This is a genomic window from Chryseosolibacter histidinae (genome assembly GCF_018598225.1).
GTDB classification, from domain to species: domain Bacteria; phylum Bacteroidota; class Bacteroidia; order Cytophagales; family Cyclobacteriaceae; genus Chryseosolibacter; species Chryseosolibacter histidini.
On sequence record NZ_JAHESF010000002.1, the window covers coordinates 151,420 to 175,109 of the forward strand.

Annotated in this window: 20 protein-coding genes; 4 read left to right on the forward strand and 16 right to left on the reverse strand. The window is 50.4% G+C overall.

Translation table 11 applies throughout. The annotated features are described in order from the left end of the window. Positions 1 to 107: 107 nt before the first annotated feature. Positions 108 to 827, forward strand: a complete 720-nt coding sequence (locus KK083_RS02265) for a hypothetical protein (RefSeq protein ID WP_254160276.1) — start codon at positions 108 to 110, stop codon at positions 825 to 827. 166 nt (positions 828 to 993) lie between these two features. Here the strand turns inward: KK083_RS02265 and KK083_RS02270 are convergent, their stop codons facing one another. Further along, on the reverse strand, positions 994 to 1,737 hold the full coding sequence (locus tag KK083_RS02270; RefSeq protein WP_254160277.1) for a siderophore-interacting protein: 744 nt from the start codon (positions 1,735 to 1,737) through the stop codon (positions 994 to 996). Positions 1,738 to 1,844: 107 nt separating this feature from the next. Between KK083_RS02270 and KK083_RS02275 the strand changes: the two genes are divergently transcribed. After that, positions 1,845 to 2,846, forward strand: coding sequence for a helix-turn-helix transcriptional regulator (locus tag KK083_RS02275; RefSeq protein ID WP_254160278.1), 1,002 nt, complete (start codon positions 1,845 to 1,847; stop codon positions 2,844 to 2,846). Positions 2,847 to 2,858: 12 nt separating this feature from the next. Here the strand turns inward: KK083_RS02275 and KK083_RS02280 are convergent, their stop codons facing one another. Further along, positions 2,859 to 5,069 (reverse strand): serine hydrolase, encoded by a 2,211-nt coding sequence (locus KK083_RS02280; protein ID WP_254160280.1) that lies wholly within the window; start codon positions 5,067 to 5,069, stop codon positions 2,859 to 2,861. 545 nt (positions 5,070 to 5,614) lie between these two features. On the opposite strand from KK083_RS02280, the gene KK083_RS02285 reads away from it, so the two are divergent. Next, complete coding sequence (locus KK083_RS02285; RefSeq protein ID WP_254160282.1) at positions 5,615 to 5,794, forward strand: hypothetical protein; 180 nt, start codon at positions 5,615 to 5,617, stop codon at positions 5,792 to 5,794. Positions 5,795 to 5,805: 11 nt separating this feature from the next. On the opposite strand, the gene KK083_RS02290 is transcribed toward KK083_RS02285, so the two are convergent. Both KK083_RS02290 and KK083_RS02295 read right to left on the reverse strand, forming a co-directional pair. Beyond that, positions 5,806 to 6,858 carry an alcohol dehydrogenase family protein gene (locus KK083_RS02290; RefSeq protein ID WP_254160284.1) on the reverse strand — a complete coding sequence of 351 codons (1,053 nt, stop codon included), beginning with the start codon at positions 6,856 to 6,858 and terminating at the stop codon, positions 5,806 to 5,808. 156 nt (positions 6,859 to 7,014) lie between these two features. Continuing rightward, positions 7,015 to 7,779 (reverse strand): PI-PLC domain-containing protein, encoded by a 765-nt coding sequence (locus tag KK083_RS02295; protein WP_254160286.1) that lies wholly within the window; start codon positions 7,777 to 7,779, stop codon positions 7,015 to 7,017. Between the two features lie 231 nt (positions 7,780 to 8,010). On the opposite strand from KK083_RS02295, the gene KK083_RS02300 reads away from it, so the two are divergent. Further along, positions 8,011 to 8,313 carry a phosphoribosylpyrophosphate synthetase gene (locus KK083_RS02300; RefSeq protein ID WP_254160288.1) on the forward strand — a complete coding sequence of 101 codons (303 nt, stop codon included), beginning with the start codon at positions 8,011 to 8,013 and terminating at the stop codon, positions 8,311 to 8,313. Between the two features lie 149 nt (positions 8,314 to 8,462). On the opposite strand, the gene KK083_RS02305 is transcribed toward KK083_RS02300, so the two are convergent. The 12 genes from KK083_RS02305 to KK083_RS02360 all read right to left on the reverse strand — a co-directional run bounded on the left by KK083_RS02305 (position 8,463) and on the right by KK083_RS02360 (position 23,669). Continuing rightward, positions 8,463 to 9,236: an HAD-IIA family hydrolase gene (locus tag KK083_RS02305; protein ID WP_254160290.1), complete on the reverse strand. Its 774-nt coding sequence runs from the start codon at positions 9,234 to 9,236 to the stop codon at positions 8,463 to 8,465. Positions 9,237 to 9,371: 135 nt separating this feature from the next. Next, positions 9,372 to 11,333, reverse strand: coding sequence for an alpha/beta hydrolase family protein (locus tag KK083_RS02310; protein ID WP_254160292.1), 1,962 nt, complete (start codon positions 11,331 to 11,333; stop codon positions 9,372 to 9,374). A 2-nt stretch (positions 11,334 to 11,335) separates the two neighbouring features. Continuing rightward, positions 11,336 to 11,674, reverse strand: coding sequence for a cupin domain-containing protein (locus tag KK083_RS02315; protein ID WP_254160294.1), 339 nt, complete (start codon positions 11,672 to 11,674; stop codon positions 11,336 to 11,338). Positions 11,675 to 11,679: 5 nt separating this feature from the next. Further along, positions 11,680 to 12,630: a pectinesterase family protein gene (locus tag KK083_RS02320; protein WP_254160296.1), complete on the reverse strand. Its 951-nt coding sequence runs from the start codon at positions 12,628 to 12,630 to the stop codon at positions 11,680 to 11,682. Position 12,631: 1 nt separating this feature from the next. Then, positions 12,632 to 13,594, reverse strand: a complete 963-nt coding sequence (locus KK083_RS02325; RefSeq protein WP_254160298.1) for a pectinesterase family protein — start codon at positions 13,592 to 13,594, stop codon at positions 12,632 to 12,634. Positions 13,595 to 13,604: 10 nt separating this feature from the next. Further along, positions 13,605 to 14,831, reverse strand: coding sequence for a glycoside hydrolase family 88/105 protein (locus tag KK083_RS02330; RefSeq protein WP_254160300.1), 1,227 nt, complete (start codon positions 14,829 to 14,831; stop codon positions 13,605 to 13,607). After that, positions 14,828 to 16,477, reverse strand: coding sequence for a glycoside hydrolase family 43 protein (locus KK083_RS02335; RefSeq protein ID WP_254160302.1), 1,650 nt, complete (start codon positions 16,475 to 16,477; stop codon positions 14,828 to 14,830). Before KK083_RS02335 ends, KK083_RS02330 begins: the two co-directional genes overlap by 4 nt. Positions 16,478 to 16,486: 9 nt before the next feature. After that, on the reverse strand, positions 16,487 to 17,818 hold the full coding sequence (locus tag KK083_RS02340; RefSeq protein WP_254160304.1) for a pectate lyase family protein: 1,332 nt from the start codon (positions 17,816 to 17,818) through the stop codon (positions 16,487 to 16,489). Further along, on the reverse strand, positions 17,815 to 18,579 hold the full coding sequence (locus KK083_RS02345; protein ID WP_254160306.1) for a rhamnogalacturonan acetylesterase: 765 nt from the start codon (positions 18,577 to 18,579) through the stop codon (positions 17,815 to 17,817). Before KK083_RS02345 ends, KK083_RS02340 begins: the two co-directional genes overlap by 4 nt. A gap of 6 nt (positions 18,580 to 18,585) precedes the next feature. Next, positions 18,586 to 20,046 carry a pectate lyase family protein gene (locus KK083_RS02350; protein WP_254160308.1) on the reverse strand — a complete coding sequence of 487 codons (1,461 nt, stop codon included), beginning with the start codon at positions 20,044 to 20,046 and terminating at the stop codon, positions 18,586 to 18,588. A 74-nt stretch (positions 20,047 to 20,120) separates the two neighbouring features. Beyond that, positions 20,121 to 21,740 (reverse strand): DUF4957 domain-containing protein, encoded by a 1,620-nt coding sequence (locus KK083_RS02355; protein WP_254160310.1) that lies wholly within the window; start codon positions 21,738 to 21,740, stop codon positions 20,121 to 20,123. Positions 21,741 to 21,830: 90 nt separating this feature from the next. Further along, complete coding sequence (locus KK083_RS02360; RefSeq protein ID WP_254160312.1) at positions 21,831 to 23,669, reverse strand: RagB/SusD family nutrient uptake outer membrane protein; 1,839 nt, start codon at positions 23,667 to 23,669, stop codon at positions 21,831 to 21,833. Between the last annotated feature and the right edge of the window lie 21 nt (positions 23,670 to 23,690).

Below are 23,690 nucleotides of genomic sequence, written 5' to 3' on the forward strand. Positions count from 1 at the left end.
ACGAGGTACGACGTACGATTGCCTGACGTTCACATTATGGTCCATCGACCCTGGCTAAAAAAACTGGCTGAAGGTTTGCTCCTAATTGAGAATCCAACGATCAACGTATGGCAAGATCTCTTTGTATTTTACTGATAGCCTGTTTCGGAGAACTTTACGCGCAGCATACGGAAAAGCTGGAGTGGAAAGCAGACCGGTCCTATGCGGTGAACCAGTACGACACGGCATTCGGTTTTCACCAATTTCATTTGCGTGCGTTATCATACACCCGCGACCAACGTATTGCCTGGACGATCACACTTCCGGAAAGGATGCAGCGGTACATCGCTGCGAGTGTCTATGATAAAAGCGTGCTTGACGATGGCACCTTCCGCAAGGCATCACCGGATGAAATTGATATTAATGATCACAAGGAATTCCTGAAATGTCCTGAGCTGATCCTCGATCATGCGATCGCCGTTGCGGATCAGACAAGTTTTTTACTCCTGGATAAAAAACGGGGAACGATCCTGGCCGACCTTCCTGACGAGATCGCTGCAGCCGAAAATTTCTATGTAGACAGCGGACGTTACGAGATCACCGTGAACAAGATAGCTTGTGCCGGCACGCTGCAACACGGCGCAGAATTCATCGCACCATGCGCAGGTTACCTGTTCCATTTCAGCGGGTCGGTGTTATATGTTTTTGACAGAAAGAACAAGCTAATCGCGAAAACTGCCTACAGCGCGAAGAGTCAAGGAAAATCCAAGGGTGCGGGTTATATGAAAGCAGTTTTCAATGGTAAAAATTACAGCATCGTTATTACTGGCAGAGTCTACCTTAGATAGACTGTTAGCAGTAGGCATCCCGATAGCTATCGGAACCGATCGCGAGCGGTCGGACAGTAGGCAAAGGACAGCCAACGCTGGTAAGCTTCGCAGGTACTGGCTGGCGAACGTAGCACAGTATTGTACCTCAGCGCCCGCATCTTGCCTACTGCTTATTGCTTATTGCCTACTGCCTACTGTTTATAAGTTGTCCTTTCTTACCATCAGACCAGTAAGCGTGGGTGCTGATCCTGTCGTTGCTGACACCCCTGGCGACCAGTGCCTCGCGGAACGCCTCGATGGAAGCAGCGCGTCCCGCCAAATAAAAGGACGCCTTCTTCCAGGTTTTCCAAAGCAGTCCGTGAAGGTCGTTCAGGTAGGCGATGGCTTCCTGCGCCGGACGTTCGTCATGTAACCTCGGCACCAGGTCTACCGACACATCAAGCTTCTCGGGCCAGCCGAAGGACCCTTCTGCCAGCTCAAGGATGCCGAGGTACTCATGCCCTTTCTGGTGCACGGCTTCCTTCAGGCAGCGGAACAGCCCCAGCGACGTTTCATCGCCGAAGAAAAAGTGGTAACGGTTATGCGTTGCAAGCCGCATCTTTCCGCCTGTACGCAGCATTCTCGCTGTATCGCCCGCTTCCAGCGTTGATGCCCAATGACTTCCGGGGCCATTGCCCTGCAGGTAAAAAAGAACGTCAAAAATCCCTTTTTCAAGATCAAAAAAGGTTGGCGTATAATGCCTGTATTCGTCGTCGGAGACACGAAACTTAACTTCCTGGCCGGGAACAAACGTTTCCATTCCAAGCTCTCCCCTGAACTGTACCCGCTTGAGGGTAGCATGGAAATATTCTACCGCTGTAACGGTGCAGGAGATCCCTAGCCTGCTTTCAGCCATATGCTCCAGTATTTTCGGTAACCGTGGTGTCATCTGATCCGTTTTAGTGAAAAGACTTAAATTACCACAAATCTGCTTCGTCCGGTGCTTCAGGGGTCAACGGCAAACGGATTTTAATCAACGTTTAACGAAAACGGCCTATGAAGGTGAGAATGAAAGGACGGCAGATGGAAGAGCTCATATTCGAGGAGTCATTTCCTGACGAATTCAGGAGTCCGACAGGGCTATCAGAAAAGAAGAGCACCTTCTCCCACCAGATCGGCACCATGAGCGCTACGGAAACGTGGTTTGAAGGCATTCTGATCAACTACGGTGAGGCTACCCTACACGAAGAGATCCACCTTGATGTGGAGAGTGATGCGTCTGTCATTGAAATGCATTTCTCGCTGTCGGGCAAAACCGGTATGAAGATCTCGGGCGCCAGTTCGCTTCCCGACAGTTTTGGCAGCGCAGAGCACAACATCATCTATACCCCGGCCTATAATGGCGACGTTCTGTTGAAGCCGTCACCCATGGCCCATCGCTTCTTTGAAGTGCATCTGACAGAGACCTTCTTCAAAAAGCTGGTTCTGGAAGAAAGTACCATGCTCGCCGCGCTGGCGAAAAAGATCGAGAAAAAGGAGATGGCTGCGCTCAGCAAGGAGAACCTGGGCATCACCGCCAGGATGAACAGCATCATCTTCGATATGATGAACTGCAACCGCTCGGGATCGCTGCAACGCATATACCTCGAATCAAAAGTGCTGGAGCTGCTGATGCTGCAGGCAGAGCAGTTTGAGCAGGCACTGAAAAAGCCGAAGCCCGGAAGCCTTCAACGCACTGACATCGAAAAGCTACACCACATTCGCTGGGTGATGGAGCAAAATCCGGAGGATCCACTCTCGCTGACAGAGCTCGCTAAAAAAGGCGGCCTGAACGAATACAAGCTAAAAAAAGGCTTCAGGGAAATGTGGGGCACAACGGTGTTCGGGTATCTTCATGAGCTTCGTATGAAACAGGCCCGGCACATGCTGCTCGACCTGGGCAAAACCGTTGGTGAAGCGGCAGACCAGGCCGGCTACAGAAATGCGCATCACTTCACAGCAGCGTTTAAAAAATTCTTCGGCTACCTGCCCAGCCAGCTAAAAGGTGCGCAGAGCTGATCGTGCGAAAGATCAGTTCAGTATGTTCAGCACCAGGTCCGTAATATCGAAGAGCGGAAACTCCCCGGTATTGTTCAACAGCACCACGAGATTGTTTTGATCCGGTTGCCGCGCCAGCATCGACTTGAAGCCAAAGTCTGTACCACCGTGATAGTGGATCGTATGTTTCTTCGATGCCCAGAACTGATACTTGTCGATGTTCCACCCATAGCCATAATGCGACCCCCAATCGTGATACCAGGTGCGGGGAACAAACAACACTGCAAGCCGCGGATCGTTATGCGCTTCATCCCACTTCAGCAGGTCTGCTGCTGTAGCTGATACTGCGCCCGCTCCTGCCGTGTTACCAATCGCATAAGCGGGTTCTGGCACACCATTCCAGTAACCCTTGGCCTGTGCCGGGTGCTGCCGCGCAAACGAAGTATTATTCAGGCGAAGCGGGACCGTGATCTTTTCCGTGAAGAGCTCGGCGAAAGTTTTACCGGACGCTTTTTCGGCAATGAGCGCCAGCAGCGTGTAACCGGTGTTGCTGTACTTAAATTCGGAGCCTGGCGCAAATGTCGGTTTTTCAAGTCCAAAATTCCGGATCAGTTCTTCAATGGTAAAAGGATGCCGGATGGAATCGATAAAAGCTGCCTGGGCCATAAAGTTGGGAATACCTGATGAGTGCGTAAGCAGGTGATGGATGGTGATGCCGTTGTGCGGATACCAGGGAACAAAACGTTGAACACTGTCACTGTACTTCAGCAGTCCTTCCTGCTCCAGCTGCCAGATGATGCGACTGGTGAATGTTTTAGCGATGGATCCGATCCGAAAGACGGTAGACGTATCGTTCATGATCTTCAGCTCCCTGTCGGCATAACCATATCCTTTGTGAAGGATCACTTTGCCTTTATGCTTGACCAGCGCTGTGCCGTTAAAAAGTCCACGGGAATGATAATAGGTCAGCACGCAATCGGCACGGATGGCCGGATCTTTTGGGAAGTTCTTCATCCGGTTGCGGAGGGCGGTCTTGACGGACGCATAACCGTTGCGTGATTCGATCTCGCGTGCAATGGCATTGTAGTCTATCTGTGACGGAATGGTGTTATAATCCTGCCAAAAGCTTTTTGAAGTATCAGCGGCAGATTCGATAAAACCGCTTTTGGTGAGCTCTTCTTCGGCGAATGCCCGCCTGAAAGTAGTATCGATGCGTGTGACAAGGAACTCACCCCGTTCTGCAACGGGCACATCAAAATTATAACGCTTGCTTTTTACACGCACATGTTCATCCCGCACCACATGATCGAGATACCACTTGTCACCGAAACGCCTGTAGGTAAGAGTCAGGCGTTGTACAAGAATGTTGATATCGATGTCCAGCAGCTTCATGGCTGCACGCTGCGCCGCATTGCCAAACTTCAGGTAAGCAATGCCTTTCGGACTTAGCTCATACTCAACGGCTACGAAAGCAAGTGAACCAGTATGGAGATACAGCCGGCCCTTGTACAACGCGTCTTTGATGTTCTTCTGGTCAAAAGAGATCTCATGAACTTCCACATCGCCGCGTTGCAAGATGCCCTCGTAAAAGAAATTGTACTTCTTACGATTCTTCTCACCCAAAAAACTGTCATCAGCCCTCATGGTAATATCCGTGCTGCGGGCCGAGGCAACGGGGGTGCCGATACCCATGCCCACACCGTTGAATGCCTTATCGTCTTCGGCTTCACGCGCCTTCAATACTTTAACCTGGTTGTAGTGCAGTGGGAACTGGTTCAGCTCGAAAGATGCTTCTGAGACCTGGATGTATTTGTCCTGGTTTTTGGTGACCATGCGATAGAAGCAGGTGAGCAGACGCTGGCCTCCGTGATTGTCCGGAATCTTACGCAACGCCAACCGGATGAGAGCGTCGGGATCAGGAGATGTGATCTCGATACTTTTCAGCGTTGTGGTATCCGGTGAAAGTGCAAATACGAGCTGCGCATCCTTAACAGTCTTCATCATGGTCTGATACCCGACAAAGGAAGCGATCAGGGTTCTGGCTTTGGTGATGTCCTTGACAATGAGCGTGAAATTACCACCTTCATCGGTGATGGTGCCTTCCCCTGTTTCAGGACAGGCAATGTGCGCATAATGCAGGGGTGATCCGGTGCTAAGGTCTGTTACTTTTCCGGAGAGGGTCTGGGAGAGGGCTGGGGATGTGAGCACCGTAAGAAGCAGGATCAGGAATAGGGGTTTATGCATCGGGAAGTGAAAGGGTTTAATTAAGTCAGATCAGATAACGTTCACAGCCGCGCTTTGGTATGTTAAAAAAAGCAGCCAAAGCAAGTTATCTGAAAAAATGAAAATAGATCTTATCCACACACAATTGTTCCTGATTTAAGGAGGACTTGACATGCAACGGGCTTGACATCAGGTAGCAGAAAAACTTAACTTGAATATAAATTATTCAACATTCAACTACTGTCCGTTTTACTGATAAATGTATGGAATTCGAAATAGACATATCTCGTATAAATTTTACTGTTAATCCAGACAAGATAACGCTTTCAGAAATCTTAAGCGTACATCGAAACCATCAATCGAGGTGGGAAGAGATTGAGGGGCTTCCTAAGAAATTATTTTATTCTCTACAGTGTGGCTATAGTAATAAAAAACGTTTTCTCCTGATGGCCTCTCGCATATGGGAAGATAAACGGCAAATATTACGGCTCCAGGTTGCAAATGAAGATCAAGTCCAGAAGTACTATTGTCAACATTAAGTTTAATTAAGTTTTTTATATTTGTTTATGAGACGTAACCGTACCCAAGCTCCCCCCAACCCTTTCGAGCAGGATGGAGATCCTGAAGAGATCATGCGTAAACTTCTTAAAAAGACCAGACCCTTGTCTCATGAAGAGGCCATGCGAAGAATGAAGGAAGCCGTTGAAATGCAAAGGAAAGCAAAAGCGAGGTCGAAAAAACGATAACGCTAATTCCGTTAACCTCCCAACCCCATCACCACCTTCAAACAATTGTCCTTCTTATTCGCAAACATCTCATATCCCTTCGCGCCATCTTTCAACGCCAGGCGGTGCGTGATAATGGAAGTGAAATCGTATCGGCCTGAACGTACAATTGGGATCAGCTGATCCATGAGATGGCGTGCGGGACAGCGTCCTACTTTGAATGTGAGATTTTTGTTATAAGCTTCTGTGGGAGAAAATGCCATCTGCTCATCGGTGCAAACACCAACCATCGAGATGATGCCACCCGGGCGCACCAGTTCATAAGCAAGCTTGCCTGCTGCTTTATTGCCAACCGCTTCCATCACCGCATCGGCACCGCGGTTCTCCGTTACTTCTCTCAGCACCGACACAGGATTGGTCTTCGATGCATCGATGGGTATGGCACCGAACTTCGCTGCCATGGCTAACCTTTCTTCGACCGTATCGATAGCATACAACGTGGTGGCACCCTGTTCGATGGCGCCAATGATCGTCATCAATCCTACAGGCCCGCATCCCACCACGGCATACACCTGGTCAGGTTTGATCTCCGCCTGCTGTGCACAGAAATATCCTGTCGGAATGATGTCGCCCAGCATCAAGGCTTGCTCATCGCTGATACCTTTCGGGATCCGGATCAGCGTACTCTCCGCAATGGGAACACGCACATATTCGGCCTGTGCTCCATGAAGTCCTTTACCTTTCTCAACCCAACCGAAAAGCTGGCTGAAAACACAACGCGATGTGAGGCCTTTCATGCAGTAGAAACACTGTCCACAGCTGGTGCTGAACGGGCTCATCACCACATCGCCGGCCTTCAGATGCCGGATGCTTTTTCCCACTTCCACAACCTCGCCCATGAACTCGTGGCCCATCACTGTCTCGTGATCGATACCTTTTTCATGCTCATGATACACATGAAGGTCTGAGCCGCATATCGCGCAAAGCTTCACTTTGACAATAACATCGGTAGGTGCTTTGATCTGAGGGTCAGGGATAGCCTGATAAACGACCTGGTGACGGCCGTGGAAGGTAAGGGCGTTCATGGGGCAAAGTTAGGGAAAGTTGCCAGTTGCCAGTTACCGGTTAAGCGCTCGCAACTTTATCGAATACACTAACTAATTGGAAGATATTTAAACACTGCATTGGAGTAAGATACACCGAACTAAACTGGCCATCCGGTAACCGGCAACTGGCAACCTTTACTTCGACAAGAACTCGTGCAGCTCGCCCAGCCTGTCTGAATTGATCAGGTCAACACCGGCATCCATCAGTGCTTTCCATGCAATTGCATTGTCAGGGATCGCCCAGAGGCGGAGCTTCTTTCCTTCGGCATGTACACTTTGTGCCAGCTTGCGGATCTTCAGCAGATCATCTTTACCGGGTGCTGCAAGTCCGTTCCATTGAGACCAGTTCTTATAGTTGTCGCTGATCACAGGCATGAGATCGGAAGAGAATCCCTTGCCAACGTCTCCCGGACGACCATCCAGCGCAGCACCATTATACCCTTCGTTCACAATAGTAAGGATCGGCCTGTTGCCTGACAGAAATATTTTCACAGGGCACGATGCCACACCGCATAACAACGCAGGGTACTTCTTCAACAGCGCGCGGATCGCCTGGTACGACGACTCGGCCTCGGTCTTGACATCGATCATCAGGTAAAAGGGTCCGCGGTGGCCCGCATAGACCTGTCCTTTATTGGCTTTCAGTATACTGTCCAACGGCGCAAGATAAAGGGCTTCTAAGCTGGGCGACGCAGCCGTAACCGAATCATGCCCCGCCAGCAACTGATTGTTGTAAAGATGAACATCGGCCTCAACGGAATTGAATCCTGCCTTCAATGCATCTGTCAACGGATGCTCATGCTCGTAGTCATTATGTGCATGCGCCTGCAGGTGCGGAAAGTTTCGCTGTGAAAAACAAAGTGATGGAAGAAACAGAAGAAGGAATACGCCAGGTTTCATAACTACGGGTTACGATCGTAAAGTTAGAGAAACAAAGTCAATAGTCCATGGCTTCGCGGCACTCGTCAGACCACCGCCATGCGCGCTGCGCCTGGGCGCAGTGGTCAGACGAGGAGCGCTACAATTAATTCACATAGCCGAAAACTTCTGTTAACACCACGGCATTCCGCAAACCACTATTCTTTTCCTTGCCATGTTTACTTAAATTGAGCCCAATTCCAAAAAAGCATTATGAAAAGTTACAATACATTATCAGAAGCGACCGCTGATCTGAAGAAGAGAGGTTATAAAGAAGATTTTAATCTGCAGCCCGATTGTCTGGAATGTTCAGCGCTCCGGTTACAATGGAAGCCTGAGCATTTTACGGTAGATGAATACCATCGCTTTGAAGGCATGTCTGACCCTGATGATAACAGCATTGTCTTTGCGATCTCTTCGAAAGATGGTGTGAAGGGAATTCTCGTGGATGCGTATGGTGTCTACAGCGAAAACCTCACCGAACCGATGATCAGGAAACTGGCGGTGAAGCATTAGAAGAGTCCACAGACGATGGTCCACGGACGTGACGTGTTGGGTTAACAGGCGATCTACCTTATCAAAAGTCCATGGTCGAAAGCCCACGCTTAGTCAGGGAGTCTGTTTGTTGGTGAAGAACACCAACAAGGGCAGAACTCCACTCCCCCCTACCACCATGGTAACGGGAACTTGATCTCTTTTACGGAGTCGACAACTAGGTCGGGCCTGAACGCATAGTTCTTGAGCTCTTCCTTTTTTGTGATGCCACTGAGCACGAGGATGGTTTTGTAACCCATCTGCACGCCGCCTTGAATATCGGTGTCCATGGTGTCGCCGATCACAGTTGTTTCAGCGGTCTCCAGGCCCAGGGCTTTGCGGGCGGAGCGCATCATTACGGGGCCGGGTTTTCCGATCACAAAGGCCTTGATGCCGGTAGCTTCTTCGATCATGGCGGTGGTGGCAGCAATACCCAGGTTGTTCCATCCTTTTTTCTTCGGCGATGGATCACGGTTGGTGGTAATGAATTTGGCGCCGGCCAGGATCATGTCGACAGCACGTTGAACCATTTCGAGGGTGAAGTTCCTCCCCTCTCCCAGCACCACAAAATCAGGATCGGTATCTACCAGCGTTACACCGTTCTCATGCAGGCTTGTGAGCAGACCTCCTTCGCCCAGCACATAAGCCGTGCTGCGCGGGATCTGGCTGGCCAGGAATTTTCCCGTGGCCATGGCGCTGGTGTAGATATGGTCTTCAGAAACTTCGATGCCAAGGCGTCCAAGCTTGCGCACAGCTTCCAGGCGTGTGCGCTGGCTGTTGTTGGTCATGAACATAAACGGGATCCTTTGCTGCAACAGCCGTGCAATAAATTCATCCGCATGCGGTATCATCACGTCGCCGCCATAAACCACGCCATCCATGTCAATCAGAAGACCTTGTGCCATATACTTGAATCAATGTGAAATTGTGCGGAAGATATGGTATTTATCAGTGGATTGAAATTTTAACCGGGAATGATCAAAACTTTATAATCACTCCCTATAAACAAACGTTTTAACAGGCTCGGGTGGCCGGGCCCGTTAAAATATTTTCAATCGTTCCTTCAGCGCTGCCTGGAGGTCGGCTATGTCATAGTATTGCAGCACGCCGGGAATGACGTAAGAATACCAGTCTTTTTTCAGAGGATCTGTGATGGCCTCTTCAAAAGACGAAACGGTGTCTGACATCTGGACCTCGCGGATGCGGGGATCGATGACAGCGGCCTGCAGGGCGGGCGAGGCAAGGTGTCCATTGGCAAATACTTTGACCGGTGCGGCCTTCAACTTCTCATCCTGTGCAACAAGGTCGAGCAGGGTGATCACATCCTGTGTGCGCAAGGCCGGAAGGGATGTGCCGATATGCAGGGCCAGCATGGCATTCCTGTATTCGGCATTAAAATATTTGGGATCATTGAGGGCCACGGGGTCGGCAGTCTCACCTGCGCCGCTAAGGTCTGCCATGATCACAGCCTGCTGCTGACCCAGGTATTTCCTGATCAGGACAGTGCTGTCAGCGATCTTCCACTTGCCTTTGCTGTGCAACCAGATGCTTACACCTTTCACCTGTCCTTTCGGGTATACCGCGAGCACTGGTAATGGAATTTGCCCGGCTTTTCTGACGATCACTTTTTCGATGCTGTATCCTTCCTTGTTGACGGCACCCACGGACTCTCTTTCTATTTTGCCCTTACCCGTACCAATGTTCAGAACCTGTTTCACCAATGCAGGCAGGTCTTTCGGCAGCGCGCTGCGTCTCTGCTTCAGGCTGTCGGCGATCAGCTTTGCACGTTTGAAATCATTGAGCTCTTCCGGGAAGTGTTTGCCCACCGCTCCTTCCGGGGTGCACGCCAGCTCTTCTGCAGGAATTGTTTCTGCCGCTCCCTCCGTTACCGGTGTGTCATCGTTGTACAACCATTTTCTGAACCACGTGACCGCGGCTTCACGCTTCGATTTCGAGATGCCATGACCGTCATCGGCCGTGAATAGTTTCAGCTTGTCAGCGCTTTGCAAGGTGGTGTAGACCTTTTGCAGCTCGTCGTGCGCCTGCAATGTTCCAGTATAGTCGACAAAATCATAACGGCCTGCCAGGATCAGCAATGGCTTGGGTGAGAACATGATGAGAAAATCAGCGATCTCAAGCCCGGCTTCTCCCTCGCCAACAACGTGCTGGCAGCCATCATTTGCGCCGACAAGATCAAAGTTCCGCTCGCGGCTCGCAATATAACTGCAAGGGGCCGCTACCTTGATGCGGTCGTCAAACCCGATGAAGTACGCTGTTTGTGTTCCACCACCAGAGTTACCGAGGCATCCGATCTTTTCCGTATCCACTTCCGGGCGTGTGACAAGATAATCCAGCGCGCGGATATTATCCCATAACTCGTAGGCTACTGCGCCGCTACCGGTAAGGTTAGCCGCAGCGTTGATGAGGGTATGCTCCGTGGTACCGCCGCGGGTGAGTGGGTTTCCTGCAGCATCCAGAAGCTGGTGCCGCTCTCCCTGTGAGATCGGGTCGATCACAAGGGCAACGATGCCGTTCTTTGCCAGGAGGATCGCGGTTTGCTGATAAGACACTGATGCTTTTGCTTCCGGTTCATGGCCGCAGAACAACAGCACTGCCGGAAATTTTCTTCCCATACCTTCCGGAACATAAAGACTGGCGGTAACGTGATGACCGGGCAGGCTCTCATAGATGATCTTGCGAATGGCATATCCCTGCTGCAGGACAATACCCCTGACCTGCACATTCAAGTCTTTTTTCGGTGGAAGGCTTCCCACCAGTTTTTTGTACCGCTGCCGGCAACTGTCGCGGTAAGCCTGCATCGAACGTGGCGATGCCAGTGCCTTCTGGAGAGTCGCCCGGCGTTCATCGTACTGCTCATGCATGCGCCGGAGCAACCACGTGTTCAATGTGTATTCGGATTTCCAGTTGAATACTTTGTAAGGTTGCTGCCCATGAACGAGAAACGTCAGCAGCAAGGTAATGGTAAACAGGAACGGCCTCATGCTCACTTCAGAAAGTCTTCTCTCACGGGATTAAAGCTATCGATCAGTCGGGCGCTTTTTGACAAAAGCTGAATGGTGTGTGGCCTGTCCGACGCTACTGCGAACATATCACCGGCTTTCAGGCGCTGCGTCGCTTCACCCTCGCACAAAAACAATATTTCGCCTTCCGCGATGTAGGTCACCTGCTCGTGTACATGATGATGATAAGGATCAGGCTCTGCCCATGGGCCGTTCTTGAAGTCGATCACGGCGGTCATGAGGTTCTGGGTATGAATGATGGTGCGCTCCACGCCAGGTCTGACTTCCGCAGGCTGGGTCTCTGTCCGTTTTAAAACCGGCATAATAACTAAGGGTTGATCTTCCAATCCCCGAATATAGCTGAAAGATTGTATTGTTTCACCTCTTCAGCCGTGAGCTGGTGAGCCCACTTCACACGTTTCGCGTCCTCCGCACCCGCGCCCCTGGAATTGTATTCAGCGTAAAAGGAAGTCTTCTCGGCATCGGGCTTGTTCCAGTTGTGCCATCCTTCCGGGATGATCTGCTCTCCCAGCGTACAATCGATGAAAACTGTCTTCGCAAACGGGCGCCAGGGTCGTCCCAGGTAGAATGAGTGCGCAGGAGCGTCGCCCGTGATCTGACATTTGATAAAGACAAAACCGTAGGGCGTTGTTTCAAGCGTGGATGCCGCGGTAATATATCCTCCACCCTTCTTGCAAAAGATGGTACAGTCTTCGAACACCGCTGTTGACCATCCAAAAATAAAATCTACCGTTCCTTCGATGTAACAACGCCTGTAATACTGGCGGCTCTTCTCCCCATGAGGGTACAAGGTATCCTGGTTTCCGAGGAACCTGCAGTTGGTGAACATGACGCGGTCACCGTCAACGCGTACCGCCACGGCCTGCCCTACCGGTCCCGCCGAATTCTCGAACGTGATGTTCTCGGCCGAGAAATCATCGCCAAAAATAAAAAAGCCGCTGGAGCCCGTGGTCCCCATCTCTTCGCCAAAACGGTTCTTCTTCTGGGCGTAGTCATCGTTGGTGAGGATGGTACTGGCCACATCTTCACCGATGAACTTTACATTTGTCTTCGAGGCGGCCAACAACAGCTTTTCCTTGTAGGCCCCCTTTTTGATAAAGATGGTGGTTGGATTTTTCCGGTAGTCGGGAACAGCATCGATGGCCTGCTGCACCGTTGTAAAATCTCCAGAGCCGTCTTTGGCCACAACAAAGTCGTAACGCGTCTGACCGTACAATGAGAAACTTACAAACGTCAGCAGGATGCACAGTCGCAGCATATTATTTCGTTTCGGGGTTCCAGTTGTCATCTCCAGCAAGGATCTTCTTCACCGTATAATCAGCCGCTTGCTTTGCCGTAAGCTGGTGCGACCATTTAACTCTTTTTTCAGGATTGGCGCCGGCACCTTTTGAGTTGTACTCGGCATAAAATGTTGTTTGCTCAGCCTCGGGTTTGTTCCAGTTATGCCATCCTTCCGGCAGAATGTGCGTACCAAGCTCCGTGGTGATGTAAACCGTTTTGGCAAAATTGCGCCACGGCCTGCCCAGATACACCTTTGTTGCCTCAGGCGTGGATGTGAGCTTGCCGCCGAGAAACACATAACCGAATTTCTTGCCTTCTGTTGTAGAAGCGGCGGTCACATAAGAATTTTTCTTGCTGTGGATGTGACAGTTCTCGAATACGGCAGTAGCTGCCCCGAAAATAAAATCTGTAGTGCCCTCGATATAACAATCTTTAAAATACTGCCGGCTTTTTTCTCCACCTGTGTAAATAGTGTCCTGGTTGCCGATAAAACGACAGTTCCTGAATACACAGCGGTCAGCCTCCACATGCAGCGCAACGGCCTGCCCTACCGGACCTGCGGAATTTTCGAAGGTGATGTTCTCTGCATAAAAATCGTTACCCATGATCTTCACGGTGTAAGAAGTAAACGTATTGATATCACCTTTGCCGGAATAATCGTCGAAGCTGATGACGGTGTTCTCAGCGCTCTCCCCGATCCATGCGATCTTTGTATTGGCCGAAAAGACCTCTATCTTCTCACGGTAAGTGCCGGGTTTGATCCTGATGGTGATGCGTTTGTCAGGGAATACCTTGCACGCTTTCACGGCCTGTTGCAGCGAAGTGAAGTCGCCACTTCCGTCCAGCGCCACGGTATAGGTCACCGCAGGCGCTTCAGATTGTGCCTCGCACCCTGATCCAGCGATAATAGAAAACAGTAACAACAACCAGCGAAGTTTCATAACACACAGGCTACTGTTTAGTCTCTTTGTTCTTTCCCAGCGCTTCGAAGAGAAGCGACGCCATAATGAACGGTCCTACTGCCTTGGGATCGTTGTCGCGCTTTTTTTCGTTGATGTAATATTCATAGGTACCATCACGGTAAGGATCTCCGCCAAGACCGGCCACCGCGCACACCTGTGTGATGCTCACCATTCCGTTGTTGTCTACTTTGATCAGCCGGTCGATGATGCCCTTATAAGCTTTCTCTCCCTGCGCAAGATATTTTCTATCGATGTATCCTTCTTTCACCGCTTTCAGCAAAAAGTAAGTATACATGGAAGAAGCGGAGCCTTCGAGGTAGTTGCCTTCACGCTTACCCTGGTCCACCACCTGGTACCACAAACCCGACTCCTTATCCTGGTATCTGATAATGGCTTTCGCCACCCGGTCTACACTCTGTAAGATCTCTTTACGCGCGGGGTGATCTTTCGGAAAAAAATCCAGGATATCAACCAGGGCCATCGCATACCAGCCCATGGCCCTGCCCCACACATGCGGCGACTTTCCTGTTTCCTTGCTGGCCCATTGCTGCTGCTTGCTTTCATCCCAGGCATGGTAATACAATCCCAGCTTTGCGTCATAGGTGTGTTTTTCGATCAGCCTGATCTGCTGGGCTACGTCATCGAACAGCGCCGGCTCGTTGAATACCCTGGCGTACTGTGCCAGGAAGGGCGAGCCCATGTAGATACCATCGAGCCACATCTGGTGCGGATACATTTTCTTGTGCCAGAAGCCGCCTTCGGACGTGCGCGGATGGGTGCGCATCTGGTCACGCATGAGCTTGATGGCCCTGGCGTATTTTTCGTCACCGGTGTGTGCATACAGCGCGAACAGGAACTTGCCCGAATTCACTTTGTCGATGTTATATTCCTCGGGCTTGTAGGTTTTGATCGTGCCATCTTCGTTGATCATTTCATCGGCGAAGGTCTTGATGTATTGATAATATTTTTCGTCGCCTGTCTTTTTCCAGAGGCGTTCCATGGCACTGCACACCAGACCGGGTGTGTAATTCCATTTAGGATCCTTGACAAAGTCGATCATCCACGCTTTGGGATTGCGGATGATATCCGAGTCAGCCATGCGCACAGACCAGGGTGCGTTGGTGGTCACCGTTGCAGCAGGGGTTTGCGCCACGGTCTGCCATACAACCGCCAATAACAGCAGCGCTGAAGCGATTAATTTCTTCGTAGCATTCATAGTTTATCGTTAATAGGTTCGATGCGAAACCAGTCAAAATCCGCAAAGCCAGAGTCATTGGTCTGACTTGTCCGGATACAGAAGATCCCCGCTTTGGCGCCGATCCATCTGCCCGGCTCAGCCTTGAATGTTTCTCCCGCTTCGGTGAACTTCTCCCCGTCTGCACTGAAGCTGAACATACACATGGCATTTTTCTTTACGGTGCACCTCAGGTAAATGGTTCCCGACTTCAGTGACTGGATCAGCTTTTCCATTTCAGGTTTGCCTTGCGGGGCATCCCTACAAACAGCATAGATGAGGTCGATACCATCCTTGCGGCTTTTGAGCGAGAGGCTGGCGTAACTCTGCCCCATGATGATCAGTCCCGTGCGTTCATTCTCCAGCTTGGCATTGGGTGTGAAAGAAAGCCTCGTGGTGATCATAAACTCTTCTGCGGGAAACTTCTGCATAAGGATATTCGGGACATCCCAATAATTCCTGGTGCTGTCGGGCATCTTGTAAGAATAGAGTCGCAATGCGCCATTATTACCCGCCATGGCCCAGGTAGCCTTTGGGTTAGCCTGCCATTGCCATTGTAACCCGAGCTTGTTGCTGTTAAACTCATCGGACTCTTCCGGGGTCTGCACCGGGATACCTTTTCCCACATTTGGTTTTTTATAGACCAGCACTGGCTCGCCTTTTCCGTCGCCATCTTTATCGGCACCGATCACCGGCCAGTCGTTCACCCACTTCATGGGCTGAAGGTGTACGATCCGTCCATAGGCTTCCTTATCCTGGAAATGCAGGAACCAGTCTTCACCCGAAGGCGTATCCACCCAGGCTCCCTGGTGCGGACCGTTGATGGGGGTTGATCCCTGGTCCATCACCACTTTTCGTTCGTAGGGGCCGTAAATATTTTTTGATCGCAGTATGGTCTGCCATCCCGTGGCTACACCGCCGGCCGGAGCAAAGATGTAGTAGTAACCATTTCGCTTGTAGAACTTCGGCCCTTCTATGGTGGGGTCGGCCTCGTGCCCGTCATAAACAATGGTGCCTTCGTCAAGAGTCTTCGCGCCGTCTGCACTGAGGCGTTTCACAGCGAGAATACTTTTGATACCGGCCCGGCTACCCGCATAGGCATAGACGAGGTAAACGCTGCCATCATCATCCCACAACGGGCAGGGATCGATAAGACCTTTGCCGGCTTCCACCAGTACCGGCTCGCTCCAGGGGCCGGCGGCATTCTTTGCTTTGGTCAGGTAGATGCCAAAATCAGGATCGGGATAATAAATATAGAATTCGCTGTTGTGATAACGGATGGCAGGAGCCCACACACCGTTGCCGTGTTGTGTTTTTTCGAAATGCCCGAACGGAGGCTGGCGTCTCAACGCATGACCGATGATCTTCCAGTTCACAAGGTCCTTAGAATGCAGCACGGGAAGTCCCGGAATAGCATCGAAGCTGGAGGCCACCATATAAAAATCATCGCCCACACGACAGGCGTCAGGGTCTGAGTAGTCGGCATGCAGCACGGGATTTTTGTACGAGCCGTTGCCGAGGTCAGCCACCCACACTTTTGAAACGTAACCGTCCTTTGCCTGCTGCGCAAAGATGGCGGTAACGTTTATTACCAGTCCTACAGCGATCAATAAAAGGCTTCTCTTCATCTCTCTTTTTTATAGTGCGCTCATGATACCCTTCACAAGGCCATTCAGGTAAACCTCTATGTTGCTGTATCCTTTGTCGATGGTCCGCTGCGCTGCATCGGCAGGATTCTGAGGATCGAGCTTTTGATCTTTCTCCCAGGCATCGGGCATGCCATCCTGGTCAGCATCTGCGGGAGCCGGCTGGGAAACGAGCTGCGGCCATCCACCGACGTCTTTCGGCGAATCGATGATGCCATTCTTGTTCTTACCCGAAAGTGATTTTCCTGTGCGCACTTCTTCCACCACACGCACATCCACAGCATCTCTTCTGAAGCTGGCACCGGCACCAGCCAGCACGAGCTTGAATGCCTGCTCCGCGCTTTGCTCACGGATGGCCTCCGCCTCAAAAGGTTTGTCTGCGAAAACAGAATCGGGATGTTCAGCTTTAACACCCGTCTTGTTATCAGCCGTTACACTTTCGTTGCCATACAGGTAATTGCCGGCGATGAAGAATTTACCAACGGGAGACGACGGATTAACGATCTGATCCATTCTCGTTTTTTTAGTTGACGGCCCCGGCTTGTAATAATTGTTCACCATGTTATATCGACCTTTCTCGCCACCGTAAGTATTGTTGATCATCCAGTTGTAAATAACATTGTTGCGGAAATCCACCAGCTCATCTGGTGGGTTGGGTGTAGTGGACGATCCGCTGAAGCGTGGAAGCCTGCTGTTGTGGCTGGCGATGAGGTTGTGGTGAAAGGAAGCTTTCATACCTCCCCAGATGCCGCCGTAGCCGTGTTCACCCTTCACGTGCACGGAAGTGTTTAGACTTTCGGATATGATGCACCACTGCAACGAAAAATTCCGGTTCCGGTAAAAGGAAGCGCATTCGTCTGTAGACCAGCTCATGGAACAATGATCTATGATGACGTTGTTTCCTTTGTTGCCACTGATGGCATCGCCTTCGTATTTCTTTTCGTCGCCCATCCTGAAACGCAGGAACCTGAGGATCACATTGTCGGTGTTGATCCGGAGCGTGTAGTTCTTGAGACAAATACCGTAGCCCGGCGCTGACTGTCCCGCGATGGTCACGTTGCCTTCGTTGATGCTGAGGGGAGATTGCAGCTCGATGGTGCCGGAAACAGCGAACACGATGATGCGGGGTTCTTTCACCTGGATGGCTTTGCGCAGACTTCCGGGTCCGTCGTCGTTCAGGTTTGTAACAACAATTACCTTTCCTCCCCTGCCACCCGTGGTGAATTTTCCGAAACCTTCTGCTCCCGGAAACGCGAGCGCTTTGTCCTGCGACTTTGCCAGGTACACAGAAAAGCAAAAAATGATCAGCAGTATAATTCTCATGGTGTTTTTTTCTTGGGTTTCACGATCCTGTCACTCAGCTCCAAACGCAATGCCACAATTTCTGATAATACGACCTGCGCTATCTTGCGGGCACCGAGCTCACTGAAGTGTGTATTATCTTCCTTTCCATCCGGGTAGTTCGGGTGCTCACCCGGCTGAAGCTGCAGGAACAGGAGCTTCGACGTTTCTTCACCGAACTGTTGCAGAAGCTGTCTGCTTTTTTCATCGAGGTCGATCAATGGAACACCGGTCTCCTTCGCCACTTCACGTGCGAGCTTCGAGTATTCGACATGGGTTTCCATGATCTTGCCGTCTTTGTCAAATTTCCTGCGTGTTACAGGTGTCAGTAATACAGGGTTTGCTTTTTTGCCACGGGCTTCTGAAATGAACCTGTGCAGGTTCTTCTTGTATTCTTCGGGTGTGGTGTAACGGCCTACCTTTTCCTTAGCCTCATCATTGTGCCCAAACTGGATAAAGACGTAATCACCCTCTTGTAAGGCATCGGCAATGGGCTGCCAGAGGTTTTCAACAATAAAACTCTTGGTGCTTCTGCCGTTCTTCGCGCGGTTTTCTATCACTACGGTGGAATCGAAAAAAGTTTTGAATGGCGTGCCCCATCCCGTCTCCGGGAATGTTTGAGGCGTTTTGTCTGCGATGGTAGAATCGCCAATGAGGTAGACCGTGATCTTTTTGGGAGGCAGCGTGAAGGAGGTTGCCGTCAGCAAGAAAAGGAATGCAAAGATTTTTATAATATTCTTCATGAATGTCTATTTATTCTGTGACCCGGTAATATCGGCCACGAGACTGTTAATATACACTTCTACATTGTCATAAGCCGTGCTCAGGTCCCTTCCGTTGGCTTGTGCTTTGGAAGGGTCGAGTTTTTTATCAGTTTTCCATTCGTCAGGAATGCCATCGCCGGAAGTGCTCACAGGTGCTGCCGTTGATTTCAGCTCAGGCCATCCCCCAACATCCGCCTGCGTATCGATGATACCATTGGTACTGCCATTGGACCCCGGGAAGGAAAACGATCCCTTCCGTACGTTGTCAATAATGCGTTCATCAACGCCATCGCGTTTCAGACTGGCGCCCGCGTAAGCAAGCACCTTCTCATATGCAACCTGTGCGGTATGGGTAGTGACATTGTTGTTCGTGGGAAGTGGCTCGCTCAATTTGAGCGCCGTTTTGTCGGCCTCAGATATGGTTCCATAGCTGCTGTGAAACTGGTTGAGCACACCATACGTCCAGTTGTCTTGCGTAGCGCGTGTACTGCCTTCAACAAAATTGCCGTTGACATAAAACTTGCCCCAGAGATCATACACTTCGGTGCCGGCGATCTTGTTCTTGTCAATGGATGCGATCCTTTCCCTTTTTACAGTAGCCGGTCCGGGTTTGTAATAGCAGTTCACGATGTTCACGTTCATCGCTTCGCCGCCATAAGTGCTGTTATTGCCCCAGTTGTAAATGACGTTATTCCTCAGGTCAGTAAGGTCCGTCAGCGCAAAAGCTTTTCCCGCTTCTTCACCCAGTCTTGGATTGCGACTGTCGTGATGGGCCAGCAGGTTATGATGGAACGAGGCATTCTTTCCACCCCAGATGCCGCCGTAGCCGTGCGCACCTTTGTCATGAACGGAGTTCCTTAAACTTTCCGAAACTATACACCATTGCACGGTTGTGTTCTCGTTCGCATAAAACGATACACACTCATCGGTTGACCAGCTCATGGAGCAGTGATCGATAATGATGTTCTTGTGGAATCGTCCGCCGATGGCATCGCCTTCCTGCTGCGCCTCATCGCCCATTCGGAAACGCATGAAGCGGATGATCACGTTGTCGGCGTTGATATTCACCGGGTAGTTCTTCAGGCAGATCCCATCACCCGGCGCAGTTTGTCCTGCAATAGTGATATCGCCATGGCTGATGTTGAGGGTGGATTTCAGGGCGATGGTTCCAGACACCTTGAAGAGCACAAATCGCGCACCTGAGGCCTGAATGGCAGCGCGCAGGCTTCCTTCTCCGGAGTCGTTGAGATTGGTGACAAACATCACCTTGCCTCCGCGTCCACCGGTAGCGTCGCGGCCGAAGCCCTCTGCACCGGGAAAGGCAAAAGCGTCTTCCGCAACCTGTACGGGTTTTTCTTCATTTCCGTTCTCATCAGGCTCGGCGTCGGGTTTATCACAATTCACCAGCGCCAAAAGGGAGAAGAGAAAAAGAAGGCAGGTTTTCATTGATGCAGATTATTGTTCAAAAATTATAAAGGCGGGCCTGGAGGCAGGCCACGCCTTAAATGCAATAAAGGGTATTAACGTTTCGTTCTCCAACGCGGATCACCGGTGCTGAATCTTCCCGCAAAACCGTTGTCTTTAAAAGAGAAATTATTCGACAGCGGACTTACCCACAGCGCACTCTGGTTCCCTCCATAGACGGTCGAACGTAATCCCGGGATCTCGTAGGTTGCAACGAAATCCCAATCATTCGTAACATAGGTATTAACAACCTGAATGGGTGTACTCGGAAGGCCCTCTTTTCCCCTCACATTGTTGGTTGCAGTATTGCCCGTATTCCATCCAGGGCCAAAGACTGAATTTTTGATACTTATCCCGTTGATCACGTTATTATTTCCGTCACCGCCGCGGTATCTGAAAATATAGTTGCCACTTTCACTCGTAATAATATTGCTGAATGTACAGTTCTCGATGGTAATGGATTGCGAATTGTTGTAGGAAGAAATAAAGAACTGGAACCTGTTAAAGGTGCTGTTCTGCAGGACAATATTATTTACCCGCGCTGTGGTTGACGGTGATCCTGAAACAGGCTGATCAGCCGTAAGAAGGCCATAGCTGCCGATGCTGTCGAGCTGGCAATTGATGAACTTATAGTTATCAACAACCACGTTGTTATTTCTCAGTCGCATCACGCCACGCATGGTATTGATAACACAGTTTTCAAACAGCAATTCACTGACCGAGATATTGTTTACAGCGGGATTAAAAACATAGGTACCACCAAAGTCTCCACCGCGTAGCTCCAGGTCAATAAATCGAATGAATTCTATTGTTGATCCGCCAGCAATATTCCAGTTTCCGTTCTTATTGAAGAGCCGCGCCCTTTTTGCTCCGAAGCCATGGGCCGCCCGTATGGTAATGGACTTATTTAAGGCTACAGTAGGCATGTAGAAAACAGACCCGCGTTTCACAAGTATGGTACTTCCACTCGCCGCAGCTGTCACGGCATTGGCCACAGCCAGCGGATCCGTTGCCGCGCGCAGGTCTACCACACCGGGTGAGGCAGGATCTATATCTGCAGTTAGGGTAGTGTACTCGACCCATCCGCGCAGTGTTCCCTGCGCATAGATAGCAACCTGATATTTAGTGGAAGGAGTAAGTCCCTGCACGGCAAATGTCTCACCTTTCTTTCTGTCAGCTTCGGGTACTGTGATTTCCCGTAGCGGGGTGGTAAGCTTAAGGTCGTTTCCGGCAAATATTTTGATCGTCGTTATGTCTTCTCCCTCCACAGTCCAGGTTACACGCGCAGCTACATCGGTTACGTCATAGGTGGCGGGTTCCTTTAAAACGGAAGGAAATCTTTCTGTGCGGACGCTACCAAGGTCAGATATCCTGCTGTCATATTGAGGATCTTCAGCATGCGCTGTGGCACGGACCTGATAAAGCATATTCCAGAACAGGGGATCACCTTTCAGCAGCTCAGAATTAAGCACAAGGTAATTCTGGTCCGACTCAATGGTGTAGTCGATGGTCTTGAAGGTATCACGACTCACTTCAATGGTGTAAGACACTACACCTTTCATTTTTGCCATGTTAACGATGATCGTATTTTTATCTGCCGAAAGGTCTTTGTTCAGCACCGGCCTGAAAAGCCTTGTCTGGGGATACACTTTTTCGTCGTCACAGGCAAAAAACAAGATTATACATGAGACCGCTATCGCTATAGATGAGCAGATCTTAAATTTCCTGGTTATCATATCTCGATAAAATTTCTTTATAACTATCTATTAACCGCCAAATCCATAACCATCGTTACTCAACACACCTGTAGCGATCTCTGCTGCCGGTATGGGAAAGATGTAACGCACTGTTCCATTGGTGTACTTTGCCCAGTCACGGGTGATCCACTCTTTATAGGTCAGCGTATTGTCATGCATAGAAAGCAGGAACGAGGTCTTTGTCCAGCCTGCTGCCTCCAGCGCGGCATGTTGTGAGTTTGGTATGGCTTTATTGACATTCAGCACTGTGAACTTTCCACTGGCGTTACGCTTCCAGAAAATGTAGTGCGGACGATCGGAGGTTGTAACCGCCGCGCCCTGATCGATCGCATAAGCCCTGTCGGCCATGGCCTTCAGTCCCTGCACGGTTTCGTTCATCTTATCCGAATAGATACCCCAGCGGATGAGCTCATATTTCCTGATCATCTCGCCGCCAAATTCCCAAGCGCGTTCGTTCACAATGGCTTTGAAGAAGGCGTCCTTACCACCCGAAACCGAAGCAACATAAGCATCTACCTGCGCAGGCCATGCAGAAGAAGGGAACGCACGCTGGCGAACTCTTTTCAATGCACTTTGCGCTTCACCAGTAGGTCCGTTGATCTCATTCTCGGCTTCAGCAAACATCAGGATCACGTCGGCATAACGCAGCATCGGCCAGTTGATGCCAGTACCTTTCGCGGTGGAAGGTCCGGGAGGTGTATCCAGGAAATAACGGCTCCACTTGCCCTGCGAGATGTTGGTATAATCAGTGGCAGCGCCGCCCATGCCAACAAACTCCTCCTGGAAATCCTTATTAACCCTGTATAAGGCACAGGTAACATCCCTGCGCACATCCAGTGTATCGAAAGAATAAAAATAGGTTGGAGGAATAGCCATGTAGTTGTTGCCTCCACCATAGTTGTGATTACCGGCTACCACAGTAATACCGATATTCCAACCCACGTCGCCCCTGCCCAGTGAAAAAGGTATTTCGAAAAGAATGTCACTGTTTGTGGGCGAAATGAACTTGTTCTGGTTCATGAACACGGTTTTGAAATCTGTGAGCGCGCGGTCCTTCAGGCTCATCAGTTTTGCCGTATACGTCCTCGCGATCTGATAATAGTCCAGGTAGTCACCTTCACGAGCCATTGTCATATCAGGCTTCAGGTAATAGCCACCGCGTTGCAGCGCCAGGCGGGCGATCATGCCGAGTGTATATTCGCGGTTCACCTGCTCGATGCCATAGGTTACCTGGTCAGCCCACATCATTTTCTCTTCGATGTCGATCATATCCTGAATGACAGCAGAAAGAATAACGTTCCGGTCTTCTTTGGGAAGACTAAAATCATTGCCTGCCTTAGGCGCGTCCTTGATAAACGGCACGTCACCGAAGTAATAGATCAGCATGCTGTACCAGTACGCGCGAAGGGTATATGCCTCGCCCAGCAAATGATACATTTCACGTGAAGTGGCCGCATTCGAGGAGTTGAGTGCTGAACTTGCCTTGATGCCTTCGATGCAGATATTGGCATCGCGGATAGCCCTGTATGCGAACGTCCACAATATAGAGAGATCGGCATTGGCGGAAGTGGCGTTGAGGTCCCAGATCTCGTAACGTGCACCGCTGCCATTCCAGCCGCCTGAATGTTCGATATCGGTGTTGCCTGCCATGTTATTAGACAACCTTGACGTGAAGGCATCCTGGCTGAAATGTGTATAGATACCGCTTACCGTTTTCCGGGCGTCCTCAACGTTGGAGAACACATAGTTCGTGTCAAACGTCGATAACGACTTGGGGTCAAGAAAATCGTCGCAGGCCGTGACTGTGGCAAGCGCTGCTATGACCGTGAATATGTTTCTTAATTTCATATCGCTTGAATTATGAATGGC